The sequence below is a fragment of the Flavobacterium kochi genome (assembly GCF_048286715.1).
Lineage (GTDB): Bacteria > Bacteroidota > Bacteroidia > Flavobacteriales > Flavobacteriaceae > Flavobacterium.
In genome coordinates this window covers 74618-87861 of the sequence record NZ_JBLVPW010000017.1, presented here as the reverse complement: position 1 = coordinate 87861, position 13244 = coordinate 74618, and the positions used below count along the sequence as shown (strand labels likewise).

Annotated in this window: 13 protein-coding genes; 11 read left to right on the top strand and 2 right to left on the bottom strand. The window is 32.8% G+C overall.

Annotation, left to right across the window (positions count from 1 at the left end):
* Positions 1-133 precede the first annotated feature (133 nt).
* From ACNQGH_RS15605 to ACNQGH_RS15595, 3 genes are all read left to right on the top strand, one after another.
* On the top strand, positions 134-622 hold the full coding sequence (locus ACNQGH_RS15605; protein ID WP_417956947.1) for a hypothetical protein: 489 nt from the start codon (positions 134-136) through the stop codon (positions 620-622).
* Positions 623-823: 201 nt separating this feature from the next.
* A complete protein-coding gene (locus tag ACNQGH_RS15600) occupies positions 824-1261 on the top strand; it encodes a VOC family protein (protein ID WP_417956946.1) in 438 nt (145 codons plus the stop codon).
* A gap of 84 nt (positions 1262-1345) precedes the next feature.
* Complete coding sequence (locus ACNQGH_RS15595; RefSeq protein WP_417956945.1) at positions 1346-1702, top strand: hypothetical protein; 357 nt, start codon at positions 1346-1348, stop codon at positions 1700-1702.
* A gap of 785 nt (positions 1703-2487) precedes the next feature.
* Here the strand turns inward: ACNQGH_RS15595 and ACNQGH_RS15590 are convergent.
* The gene (locus ACNQGH_RS15590) at positions 2488-3420 is read right to left on the bottom strand and encodes a nucleotidyl transferase AbiEii/AbiGii toxin family protein (RefSeq protein WP_417956944.1); all 933 of its coding nucleotides are present in this window, start codon (positions 3418-3420) and stop codon (positions 2488-2490) included.
* The gene (locus ACNQGH_RS15585; protein WP_417956943.1) at positions 3411-4217 is read right to left on the bottom strand and encodes a type IV toxin-antitoxin system AbiEi family antitoxin domain-containing protein; all 807 of its coding nucleotides are present in this window, start codon (positions 4215-4217) and stop codon (positions 3411-3413) included. Before ACNQGH_RS15585 ends, ACNQGH_RS15590 begins: the two co-directional genes overlap by 10 nt.
* 542 nt (positions 4218-4759) lie before the next feature.
* On the opposite strand from ACNQGH_RS15585, the gene ACNQGH_RS15580 reads away from it, so the two are divergent.
* The 8 genes from ACNQGH_RS15580 to ACNQGH_RS15545 all read left to right on the top strand — a co-directional run bounded on the left by ACNQGH_RS15580 (position 4760) and on the right by ACNQGH_RS15545 (position 13242).
* Positions 4760-4933: a hypothetical protein gene (locus ACNQGH_RS15580; protein ID WP_417956942.1), complete on the top strand. Its 174-nt coding sequence runs from the start codon at positions 4760-4762 to the stop codon at positions 4931-4933.
* A 379-nt stretch (positions 4934-5312) separates the two neighbouring features.
* Positions 5313-5894: a restriction endonuclease subunit S gene (locus ACNQGH_RS15575; protein WP_417956941.1), complete on the top strand. Its 582-nt coding sequence runs from the start codon at positions 5313-5315 to the stop codon at positions 5892-5894.
* Positions 5887-7398: a type I restriction-modification system subunit M gene (locus ACNQGH_RS15570; RefSeq protein WP_417956940.1), complete on the top strand. Its 1512-nt coding sequence runs from the start codon at positions 5887-5889 to the stop codon at positions 7396-7398. Before ACNQGH_RS15575 ends, ACNQGH_RS15570 begins: the two co-directional genes overlap by 8 nt.
* Positions 7395-8549, top strand: a complete 1155-nt coding sequence (locus ACNQGH_RS15565) for an SAVED domain-containing protein (protein ID WP_417956939.1) — start codon at positions 7395-7397, stop codon at positions 8547-8549. Before ACNQGH_RS15570 ends, ACNQGH_RS15565 begins: the two co-directional genes overlap by 4 nt.
* A gap of 2 nt (positions 8550-8551) precedes the next feature.
* Complete coding sequence (locus ACNQGH_RS15560) at positions 8552-10114, top strand: nucleotidyltransferase (RefSeq protein WP_417956938.1); 1563 nt, start codon at positions 8552-8554, stop codon at positions 10112-10114.
* A 6-nt stretch (positions 10115-10120) separates the two neighbouring features.
* A complete protein-coding gene (locus tag ACNQGH_RS15555) occupies positions 10121-11422 on the top strand; it encodes a restriction endonuclease subunit S (RefSeq protein WP_417956937.1) in 1302 nt (433 codons plus the stop codon).
* 10 nt (positions 11423-11432) lie between these two features.
* A complete protein-coding gene (locus tag ACNQGH_RS15550; protein ID WP_417956936.1) occupies positions 11433-12230 on the top strand; it encodes an adenylate/guanylate cyclase domain-containing protein in 798 nt (265 codons plus the stop codon).
* 13 nt (positions 12231-12243) lie between these two features.
* On the top strand, positions 12244-13242 hold the full coding sequence (locus ACNQGH_RS15545; protein ID WP_417956935.1) for an adenylate/guanylate cyclase domain-containing protein: 999 nt from the start codon (positions 12244-12246) through the stop codon (positions 13240-13242).
* Positions 13243-13244: the final 2 nt, after the last annotated feature.

Below are 13244 nucleotides of genomic sequence, written 5' to 3'. Positions count from 1 at the left end.
GAATAGGAGGATGTGTGCTTTAGATTTTTGAACCGGTCACAATTTGTGACCAGTTTTTGTCCAGCCGAGAAAACAGTTAATTTAGTCCCAAACCTCTTGTAGCAAATGTTGTAGCCATTTTAAAAACATATTAATGAAATTAAAGTTTTGCATATTTGTTATTTTAATATTTGCTTTTCAGGCTTGTGAAAAGAAAGTAGACAATAGGTTTACTAAAACTTGGTATGATACAGAATATAGAACTCCAGGAAGAACAACTATGCAAATCAAAAATGATTCAACTTTTAATTACAGAGCAGCTAGTTGTATGTGGCGTTGTACTTCAAAAGGAAATTGGAAAGTCTTTGGAGACACAATTGAATTAAATAGCACAAGTATTGACACATGTTACAATATGTTTCCTTTTGCAGATTGTCCTAAATATGGAACATATTATGACAAAAAAATACTATCAACAATTCCTAATTGTACTGCCGAAAGTGAAACTGATTACATCATTTTTAAAAATGAAAAGTTTTACCTCAAAAAAGATTCTCATATGAGAAAAGCAAATTCAAATTGTCCAGATTCGTTAAGCATAGTTTTTGCGAAAACAGAAAAAAAGAAGAAAAACGGCTATTAACATTTGGTACAATTGATTTGGGTACTTGGCTTAATTTGAAAATGATTTTGTATTTGGGTTGTTTTGGCAAATTCGAAAATAAGGCTTAATTTAGTCCCAAACCCGCTGTAGTAGCGGGACGTTAGGCGTCATTGTATTGCGACACCCAGCGCTCAGTCATTTGGGATAAGAAACAAAAAAACAACTAAAAAAATATAAATTATGGCACTTATCAATCCGCATATTAACTTCAACGGAAATGCTGAAGAAGCATTCAATTTTTACAAATCAGTATTTGGTGGAGAATTCGCAAAGATTATACGCTTCAAAGATATATCAAGCCCTGAATATCCAATAGCAGAAAATGATGCAAATAAGATAATGCACATTGCTTTGCCAATTGGCAAAAACATTTTAATGGCCAATGATGTTCCAGAAAGTATGGGACAAGTAAATGAAAATGAAAACAGGTCTAAGATATCTATTAGTTCAGAAAGTCGTGAAGAAGCCGACAAATTATTTAGCGGACTTTCATCAGGCGGAAATATTGAAGTGGCTATTGGCGACAGTCCTTGGGGTTCATATTTTGGAATGTTTAGAGACAAATTCGGTATTGAATGGATGGTGGATTTTGACCCAAAATATAAAGGAAAAGTATAAGCGAAAAACAACGAACGCCTAACATGTTGCAAAGTGGGAAGATGATGTATTAATTGCTATTGATGATTTTAAATTTCCAAATTGATGAAAATACGTTGCGTGAATAATACGGGAGAGTCTTTACGACAATTTGAGTACAAGTCGTTAGAGAAAAATATGATGGGTAGATTTGGAGCTACTGGTTATAGTGAATATAATCAATTAACTCTAGGTAGAGAGTATTTGGTTATGGGGATAATAATTTTTGAAACTTACCAAGGCTTTTTAGTTGATGATGATGGATTTATTTCTGCTTGCCCATGCCTCTTGTTTGAAGTAATTGATAACAAAACAAATTTCAATTGGCATTTTAGATTAATAGAAAAGGATGAAAATATATATCCTTTTATACAGGCAATTTTTGGCTACCCAGAGCTATGTTCTGACAAAAAAAGCTTATGAGAATCTCATTGTGGAAAAGGATAAGGAAGCTCAACAAATATACTTCAGACGTAAAGTGGAGTTAGAAAAAGAAATATCATAAATATCAGATTAATTCAATTGCTAGGATAGACATGTCTGAAATCTCTGCACTTGCTTACTGATAAAATTATGTCTGGTCAATTTGTAGAATTAAAAAAAAAGTCCCCAAAAATAATGCTTGATCCAGATAATACTTGATCTGAAAACATATCAAAAAAGTAGTTGATAAAATTAAAAACATCAGTGATTGAGGGGGTGGAGGAAATGTCGGGAACAAAATAAGGATTAAAAATTTAGTGTTTCCAGGCGGGTTGTCCATTAGGGTTGAAAACAGTGAGTGCCTAACAAAAAAGTGAACGGTATTTTGGACTAATCGTAGTGATGATAGGGGTTAAGGAAGATTAAAAATGAAAAAACCATCAAAATGTTGATGGTTTTTTCTTGGTAGCGGGTAATCTTAAAAAATCTAATGAATTTCTGGAAGATTATTATAAAATTGTTTGTGTTAATGATGATCTTTAAACAGGTATGTTTTTTAAATTAGTTCCCCTTTATTTTTACGGGACAATTTTCGAACCATTTTTTAGCTGATTTGAGAAAATTGAGTAGAACGGATTATTGAATTAGGAATGTTAGGATGTAAATTATTATGATTCGAATATCTCTAAAGCATATGCAATGAATATTGTTTGCTTCGAAAGCATGATGCTTCGGATAGCATTATTTAAAGCTATATGCTATTTCAATTTTTAACAATTCCTGTCTTATGCATTTGGAAATAAAATCTCGTTCAGTTTTTCAAAAGCTTCCTTATGTTTTTGAAGCGGCATTTGTTCCAGATTTATCATTTTCCAACGAACCGATGGAAGATTAGCGATTGCCTGAACATTATCCATTTCCATTAGGCTCCAATCAGGAGTTTTGTTTTTAAATGATAACAAAAATTTCTTTTCATTTTCGGTCATTTGAGAATTAATTTGCTCAATTAAATTTTCTCTAGCTTCTTCAAGTTGTTCTAATGGGATGTCTACTTGAGCCATTTGCATGAACTCCGTTTTATAAATTTCACTTATGTCTTTACGGTTTGGTGCTAAGAGTTCAGACATAGGTCTTTGATGACTAATTAAAAACACCAGAAATGTTTTTCTGAGATTTTCCGTTAATCCTTCATTTTCGAGAAGAAACTTTACATCAAATAAATCTCTGGGATGTTGCCTGTCTAAAGCGGCACACAATTTTCCAGCATACAAATCAGGAAGAGATGCTACTTGCATTTCGACATATCCAAATTCTCTTTCTACTTCTTCACTAACTTCCATTCTCTCTTCAGGGAAAACAGTTCCTCTGATTACTGGCGATAACTCTACTTTGATTCGGACTTCTCCTTGACTTACAATTAGTCTTAGTGCTTCACTTTGTTCATGTGCGTCTTGTACTTTGCTACCAGGTAGTGTTTGGACTATTAGTTTACTTATACGGGACAATGCAGCTCTTATATTTATTAATGCCGTTTCGCGATCATCCATTGGTATGTAAAGTAAATCAATGTCGACCGAAAGTCGAGGAAGTGCTCTGTAAAATAAATTGATTGCAGTGCCTCCTTTAAGGGCAAAACATTTCTCGGTATCTACTAATGGTAATACACGAACTAAAAGTTGTACTTGTTTACTGTATATATTATTTGCATCTATAGCCATTCCGGGACTGTTATTTTATATTTATTATCTAATTTCCCTTCTTTTACTATCATTCGATTTCCTGAACCCAATGTAATACTTTCTCTGTTGATTTTACTTAGCCAAACATAATTATGGCGGTCAGCAAACCAAAAGAAAAGCCGTTTAACTTTTACATTTTGACATCCTTCTAATACTTTTTGAAGGCTTCGTGGTGATAATGTGGTCAGTCCTTGCATTAATTGGTCAGCATGTTCAAAAGTTACTTTTTGTGGCACGTCTAAAAGTACTTCGAGGTATGCTCTTTCCGGTGATGATAGTATTAGTTTTTTATTATAGTTATCCCAATCTCTTTCGGTTATAAAAAAATATGTTCGTTTGTTTTTATTTGATTCTATTTCGTTTTCTTGTACACTTTTACCAAATAAACTGTTCGTAGTATGTCTAACAAAATTTACATTCAAAGTCAATTTAGCAACCCATTCTGGTAGTTGATCATTTCCATACAAATGCACTCTTTTATTTTCAGAGAATGATAAATAATGTGATAAGCCTTGCATTTCGAGCGCCGTTAATCCTCCTATTACCAAATCCGTATTCAGTATAGATTGTAAGGAGTACGCCACCGATTGCCAGGTTATTTTAGTCGCGTTTCTGACATATATCCCTTTGCTTATGGATTCTAGTTGGTTGCTCTTTACCAAATTATCTATTGCATGACGACTGAAATTATTTTCCATAAGCCATCTACGGGTAGCAATTACTCCTTCCGGCAATATTTGATATAATTCTTTTCTTCGGGCTACATTGACAGCCATAATTTAAAAGTTTAGTGTTTTGCGGTGATTATCGCCGCTATGTAAAGGTAGTGTAAATTATTTAATTTACAAATTATAATTTTGGCGGCGATAATCGCCGCCAAATGAAAATTATTTAAACTATCTATAAAAACTAATAAGTCGGTATTCCAGTTCAAAGTGGTTTTTCGTCGATTTTGGTGATCGAGAATCAACTTGGATAACAACATTTTTCTTAATAATTAAAAGCCAGTCCTTTCATTTTGTCTATTAGGGCAGAAAGCAGGAGGTATCTAGCCAAAAAAGTGAACGGTATTTTTAGTTTGATCGCTGTGGTGATAGGACCTTTCATTACTAGTAATTAAAGGTATTGAAGAGCAAATGGATAGGAACGAAAAAAAAATATCTAACCACAAAAAACATATAGAAAAAGTGGTTGATAAAGATAAAAATATCAGTGATTGCTGAGGTATAGGAGATTTCGAGAACAAAACAGGAAATTCAAAATTTCGTGTTTCCAGGAGGCTTGTCCATTAGAGCCAAAAATAGATCTAACCAAAAAAGTGAACAATGTTTTTGACCTAATCGCAATTATTAAAGGGGTTAAAGGAGGTGTTAAAAATGAAAAAACCCATCAAAATATTGATGGGTTCCTCTCAGTAGCGGGTAATCTTAAAAAATCTAATGAATTTCTGGAAGATTATTATAAAATTGCTTGTGTTAATGATGATCTTTAAATAAGTAAAGTTTTAATTTAAAACCCCTTTGTTTTTAAATCATTATGTTTCGAATTGCAAAGTCCAATGATATTGATCACCTAATTCAGGAATAAAATGACCACCCCTATTTTTCATTAAAAACTACTTTTTTTATCTTTTAATTAGTATTCAAGTATCAGATATGCTTAACTAGATCTCCGCGCTAAGTTAGTATATCAATTGGTCTAATATGGAAAACCGTAAAATTAATCAAATCAATAATCTCAAATTTGTTCAGTTACATTGTGCTCATATCGTATTTGTAAAATAAACCGAATAATGTTAATAACTATTTTTTCAGTATAGCTATTATGTATATTTAATTAAATATATTTGCAGTATAAACATTATGTATAAAATGACACTAAACGAAGTAATAACAAAAGAAGGGTTATTTTCTGGATATTCATTCAGAGAAAAAGTTGAACATAATCCCGATGGGCATGTTGGCATTATTCAAATGAAGGACATTTTTAATGATTATTCAAACTTTGATTTTTTAAATCTTGATAAAGTTAGTGATATTTTATTTAAAGATAAATTTTACCTTACCAAAGGAGATATTTTATTCGTTTCTAAAGGAGTTAACAACTATGCAATAGCAATTGATAATGTTGCTTTTCCAGTGGTTGCCTCTGCCACTTTCTTTATCATTAGAGTTAACAAAGAAAAAATCCTCCCGGAATACCTAGCATGGTTTATGAACCAGAAAGAGGCTCAAAATTATTTCTCTGAGAAAAAAGCAGGAACCTATGTTCCAAATCTGAATAAACAAGACATTATGGATTTGCCTTTAAAAGTTCCGCCTCTCAAAATCCAAAACTACATTGCCAAAACGGCGATACTTCTCAATCAAGAAGTGTCAATTTTAGAAAAAATAAAAACGAATCGAAAAGAATTAATACAAACACAACTTATAAACCTTATTAAAAATGACTAATACAAGACCAACGCAAGACCAGATTAATAAAAGCCTTTGGTCAGCCTGTGATACTTTCAGAGGAGCTTTCGACTCCTCTGAATACAAAAACTACATATTAGTTTTCATGTTTATGAAATACATGAGTGATGTTTGGAAAGATCACTATGAAGAATACCAAAAACAATATGGGGACGATGAAGAATTAATCCAAAGAAAACTGCAAAGAGAACGTTTTGTTTTACCTGATAACTGTTCTTTCGATTACTTATATGAAAAAAGAAACGATGCAAATATTGGAGAAGAAATCGATAAAGTATTAGCTAAAATTGAAGATAAAAATCTATCAAAACTCGAAGGTGTTTTCAGAAATATATCATTTAACTCCGATAAATTAGGGCAAACCAAAGACCGTAACAGAAGATTAAAAAACCTGTTAACTGATTTTGCAAATCCAGTATTAGATTTCAGACCTTCAAAATTAGGAAAAGTTGAAGATGTTTTAGGAAATGCATATATGTACCTCATTGGGGAATTTGCCAGTGGTGCGGGGAAAAAAGGCGGGGAATTTTATACTCCGGATGAAGTGAGTGAATTATTGGCCCGATTAGTCAACCCAAAACCTGGAGATAGAATATGCGATCCTACTTGCGGTTCCGGTTCTCTATTGATTAAAGTAGGCGAACAAGTAAAAGATAAAGCAGGTAATCGTTCCAAAGATTTTGCATTATACGGTCAAGAAAGCAATGGGGACACATGGGCATTAAGCAAATTGAACATGTTTCTACACGGTATGGACAGTGCTCGAATTGAATGGTGTGACACTATCAACAATCCACAACTTATTGAAGGCGACCACCTGATGAAGTTTAATATTGTGGTGGCAAATCCGCCTTTTAGTTTAGATAAATGGGGTGCTGAAAATGCTGAAACAGACCGTTTTCAAAGATTCCTTAGAGGAACTCCTCCCAAGAGTAAAGGAGATTATGCTTTTATCTTGCACATGATAGATACTACTCTTCCTGATGGAAGAATTGGAGTGATTGTACCTCATGGAGTATTATTCAGAGGAAGTGCCGAAGGCAAAATTCGTCAAAAATTAATTGAAGAAAACCTACTCGAAGCAGTTATTGGCTTACCAAGTAATTTATTCTTTGGTACAGGTATTCCGGCAGCCATAATGATATTCAACAAAGCAAAGAAATCTAAAGAAGTTCTATTCATTGATGCCAGCAAAGAATACCAAGATGGAAAAAAGCAAAACAAACTTCGTGAAGACGATATAGAAAAAATTGTAAGTGTTTATCAAAATTTCGCGGCTGTCGAAAAATACAGTAGCGTGGTATCATTACAAGAAATAAAAGACAACGATTTCAACCTCAACATACCTCGTTATGTTGATACATTTGAAGAAGAAACCCCTATAGATTTAGCTCTAGTAAAATCTGAAATTACAACTTTAGAGAGCGAGTTGGTTGCTGTAAGAAAGGAAATGGAAGAGTATTTAAATGAATTGGGACTATGAGTGATGAATTAGTTGTTAGAGCAAGAAAAGCTATACCACATGGTACAGCTAGGAAACTTTGGGTTAAGTCTGGTGGTAGATGTCAATATGATAGTTGTAATATTCCTTTATGGAAAGACAGTTTGATGCAAAAAGATTTAAACAAATCATACATATCTCATATTGTTGGCGCAAAAGAAGATGGTCCTAGAGGTGATGCTAAATTATCTAAAGAACTGGAAACCGATTTTGAAAATCTTTTACTTCTTTGTGATGAATGTCATAGAAGAATTGACAAAAGGGAAGTTGAGACCCATACTAGAAGCTCGCTTATAGAAATGAAAAAAAAGCAGGAGAGAAATATTGAGCTTTTGACTAGCTTAACTCCTGATAAAAAGAGTCATATTGTTTCTTTTACTGCTAAAATAGGTTCTTTTGAACCAACGGTTAATTTTGAAGATTGTATTCAGGCAATATTGCCGGAATACTATCCTGTTAGCGATAACATAATTCAACTTGGAACCTCAAATTTGGCAATTAAAGACAATAAAGAAAATTATTGGGAGATTCACTCAAATCAACTGGAAGAAGTGGTGAAACAACAAATAAAACCTCTTGTTGTTCAAGAAAAAACACCACACTTTTCGGTTTTTGCTTTGGCACCACAACCATTACTGATTAAACTTGGAACATTAATTTCTGAATTATCAATTAGCGAAATATACCAGCTTCACCGGGAACCAAAACAAACTTGGAAATGGCAAAATGACGAGGATGCTGTTGAAGTAAAATTGATTGAACCAACAGAAATATATTCTGAGGTTGCATTAGTTATAAGTTTAAGTGACAATGTTTCGGATGATAGAATTCATAATGTTTTAGGAAATGAAGTTTCAATTTGGAAAGTTACGGTTGATAATCCAAATCGTAATGTTTTGAAGAACAAACAGACTCTCATCAATTTTAAAAACCAAATAAGAAACGCTTACAGCAAAATAAAATTCCAGCATCCAAATGACAAACCAATTCATGTTTTTCCCGTTATGCCAAATTCCTGTGCAGTAGAAGCAGGGAGAGTTTGGATGGAGAAAGTAGATTTACCCCTAATTATCTATGATCAAAATACAGCTAATAATGGCTTCAGTAAAGCAATTGAAATAAAAAACAAGTAATTATGTTCGAACTATTCAAGACAACCAACAAAATAAACGATTTGCTTGAAAATATCGGGCAAGTTTTAGACATTACGGAAGCTCAATATGAGCTAGTTAAAAACCGCTATTCAGCTGTGGCTAATCAACTTTCTAAAGAAGGCACTGAGTTAAGCAGATACAAACCCGAGATACTACCTCAAGGCTCTTTTTTATTGGGTACTATGATTAGACCAATCATGGAAGATGATGAACTTGATGTAGATTTGGTTTGTCGATTAACCGGTAAAAAATCAGATTGGGTACAAAAACACCTAAAAGACGCGGTGAGAGACCAATTAATCGCAAATAATGATGATTACAGGCGAATGCTTGATGATGAAGGAAATCGCTGTTGGACATTAGTTTACACAACTGATAAATTTCATCTAGACATATTACCGTCAATGGTAGGTAATAACAATCACGTTAATCTAAGCGAAAGAAGCTTTAGTAATTTAAATAAATCGGATCTAGAAGAAATATCATTGAGAATTACCGATAAAAGAGAAACTAACTTTACTACTGAGCCAAACCCAAATTATTGGTTAAAAAGCAATCCGTTTGGCTATGCAGCCTGGTTTAAAGAAAGATCTTCAGTGTCTACTTTAAGAAGTGTCTTACTAAGTGAAAGTATTAAACCCCTACCGGGTTACAGAAAAGACAAAGAACCATTAATAAGGGCCGTTCAGGTATTAAAACGACACAGAGACATTATGTTTGGTGGTGATGAACACAAACCTATTTCTATAATCATCACAACATTAGCGGCCAAAGCTTACAACAAAGAGAATAATGTGATTGATGCATTGGTAAACATACTTACCAACATGCAATATCATATGAAAAGAGTTTACTGTGATAAAAAGCATTACAAGGAAATTTGGTGCATTGAAAATCCTGTGAATACAGAAGAAAACTTTGCCGATAAATGGCCCTTAGAAAAACAAAAAGAAGACAACTTCTTCTCTTGGTTGGAAAAAGCAAAAAGTGATTTTAGCTCACTTAAAAATATGAATCCTTCTGATGCGTACAGACTTTTGAAAAACATTATTGGTACAAGGTCGGTAAACGAAGCTGTTAGGAATTTAGGTTACGATGACCTAATTACTGAAAATTTGAAGCCAGTAAACTATTCCTCTCAGATGTTGTCGGTTCCTCACCGCGAACAGCCTCGATGGTCAATGTCATTAATCTATAATTGTGACGTTTATGGAAGGTACAATGATATTACCGATAATAAGAAATCAAAAACTATTACAGCTCAAACAATTGTTCCTAAAAACTGTGAAATTTATTTTATTGCAACTACAAATTGTCCTAAACCTTATGATGTGTATTGGCAGGTTGTAAATACAGGTGAAGAAGCCAAAAACGCCTTCATGGGGTTAAGAGGAGGTATTTTTCATGCACAAACATTAGGCAAAGGGGGATTAGTTCAAAAAGAGCATTCGGGGTATACGGGGCTGCATTGGATGGAATGTTTTATAGTTAAAAATGGCGTTTGCGTAGCACGCAGCTCTGAATTTTTTGTTAATATTAAATAATGTTTTATGAATAACAACACTATCACAATACCGTCTCAACACCACAATACAGTCACAATTCCATCAGGTTGGTCCAGTCTTCCTATAAACGAAGTTTTTGAATTTATTGGCACTAGCTCCTTTTCAAGAAATGACCTCAACTACGAAGTTGAAGAAGATAGCATTTATTATATTCACTACGGAGACATTCACGCAACCTATAAAAATGCAGTGCTAGATTTTGATACCGAAGCACGTATTCCAGTTTTAAACAAAGACATCAAACCAAGTGCTCATTTATTAAAAGAAGGCGACCTCATTATTGCGGATGCTTCCGAAGATTATGAAGGAATTGGTGAAGCGCTTGAAGTTTATAATTTAGGAAATAAAAAAGTATTAGCAGGATTACACACTTTTGCTTTACGTGATAATTCCGGTAAAACCACACATGGTTATAGAGCTTATATTTTTAAAAATCATGAAGTAAAAAACAGATTAAAAACAATTGCTACTGGCAGTAAAGTATATGGGATCTCAAAAGGAAATTTGACGAAATTCAAAATCACACTTCCTCCTTATCGAGAGCAAAAGAAAATAGCCCAAATCCTATCAACTTGGGATAAAGCTATTGTGCTGCAACAACAACTTATTATTCAAAAGCAGCAATACAAAAAAGCAGTAATGAAAAAGTTGCTTACTGGAAAAATTAGGCTTAAAGGCTTTGAAAAAAGTCAATGGAGATTAAAAAAATTAGGTCAAATAGGAACGTTCCTAAAAGGAAAAGGCATAACCAAAGCAGAAATTGTTGAAATAGGAAAACCATGTATCCGTTATGGCCAGATATACTCAGAATACAATTATTTTGTTGAAGAATTCAAATCTTTTATAAACGATGCTTCTGCAAAAAACAGTAACCCGATTTTTAAAAATGACTTGTTATTTGCTGGTTCTGGAGAAACACTTGAAGATATTGGTAAATGTATAGCTTACATAAAAAGTGACGAAGCTTATGCTGGTGGAGATATAATAATTTTACGTCCTCATTCTGAAGATGCCCATTATTTAGGCTATCTTCTAAACTCAGTTGAGGTTAAAAAGCAAACTTTTAAATTAGGGCAGGGTCATTCTGTTGTTCATATTTATTCTAGTAGTTTAAAAAATCTTAAAATCACCCTACCAACCCCACCCGAACAACAAAAAATTGTCGAAATCTTAGCCACTTGGGACAAAGAAATCAAAACATTACAACAACAATTAATTGTAATTCAGGAACAAAAACAAGGGTTAATGCAGCAGTTATTAACGGGTAAATTGAGAGTTAAAATTTAAAAAAATAAATATGCCAAACCTTAATCAGATATACGAATTAAAAAATAAATACTTCAACCTCTCTTTTGAAGATAAAAAGGTTAAAGATTATATAGAAAAAAGCGAAGCAAATAATGTTATACGAAAAGCTTTTGCAACTGAAAACCTGAATGAAAGCTATCGAGAAACTCGAATGTTTTCATTTTTAAATGAAAGCTTAAATGTAAAACCGGATATTATAGAATACTTCGATAACAGTCAAGAGGAAGACGTGGCTTTATTGTTTATAGACATAACATCCTTTTCAAAAACAATACAAGGTTTTTCAAATGCTCAAATAAAAACATATTTAGACGATTATTATGATCGAATTATACCTATAATTTATGACAATGGAGGAGAAATTGAAAAATTAATGGGCGATGGAATTATTGTTGTTTTTGGAAAACCGTTTCTTGATTTAGAAAATCCTAAATATGTTTATAAAGCAGAAGAATGTGCGGAAGCAGTAATTAAAGAATTTCATGGTTCAAATAAGAATGTAAAAGTGGCCATTCACAAAGGTCTAATAAATTATTATAAAGTACCAGGAGAACATTACGGAGAGTACACAATAATTGGACAGCCAATTACTGACTTATACAGATTAGAAAGTGTTTCAAAACCAAATGCAATAAATTTTTACAGTAGCTCCAGTTACGATAGCCTTGGATGGAGATTTAGCATTTTTGAACAAGATAAAGTGTTATGTAGAGATTTTGACATCAATCCTTTACAAGGGGTGTCATATTCCCAAATTAGATATATTAAATTTCCGGGAATTATATAAAAAAATTATGGCAGTGAAAAATATACTTAATGAAATAGAAAATGATATAGCAGATGTTGTGTCTACAAATTTCGTCTACAATAATACAAATCTTGTGCCTAATGGATTAGATGGTCAATTGACCTATGAGCGTGGCATTGAAAAGAAAGGTAAAAAAATTGAAACCTGTGTTTTATATGTTGATATTAGAAATTCTGTCGGATTAACAGTAAAGCATCACACGCAAACAATGGGAAGAATATATACCGCATTTACAAAAGCAATTCTCAAAGTAGCGAGACATCATAACGGTCATATTCGAAATATTATTGGTGATAGAGTAATGATTGTGTTTCCTGTTGAAAATTCTTTTAAAAATGCTGTTGAATGTGCAATTTCGATTAATCACATTGCTAAGTATATTATTAATAAACAATTTGTTGGTGTCGATTTTAAATGTGGTATAGGAATAGACTTTGGTGAATTAAGAGTCATCAAAGTTGGCATACAAAGACATGGTACTGAAAGAGGAGAAAACAAAGGGCTAGTTTGGGTTGGATATCCTGCAAATATAGCTTCACGACTTACAGATAATGCAAATAAAAAAATTACCGAAACTTATTATAATGTAGTTAGAAATCCAATTAATCCTCGTTACCACTTTAAAGCACTTGGTGGTTTGGGAAATATTGGTTCACCATTTAGCAAATATAATTTCGATAATGAGCCATTATACAATATGAAAGTAGAAGAAACTAAAAGAATGACAACTGTAGAATTTGCTGAAAGTGTTAAAAGTCATACAGATGGAAGTCTTTACATTGTTGGTGGAAACTTTATTCGCTTCACAAAAGAAACTGAGGAATATGACTATTCATCTATATTAATGACTGAAGCAGTATTCAATGGATACAAAAGAGCAAATCCTTCAGGTATTGATATTCAAAATAATTTTTGGAAAGAACAAAAGCATCAAATAAAAAACGTCACGGGTAAAATATATGGTGGTGATATAAACTGGATTATTAAATAAAA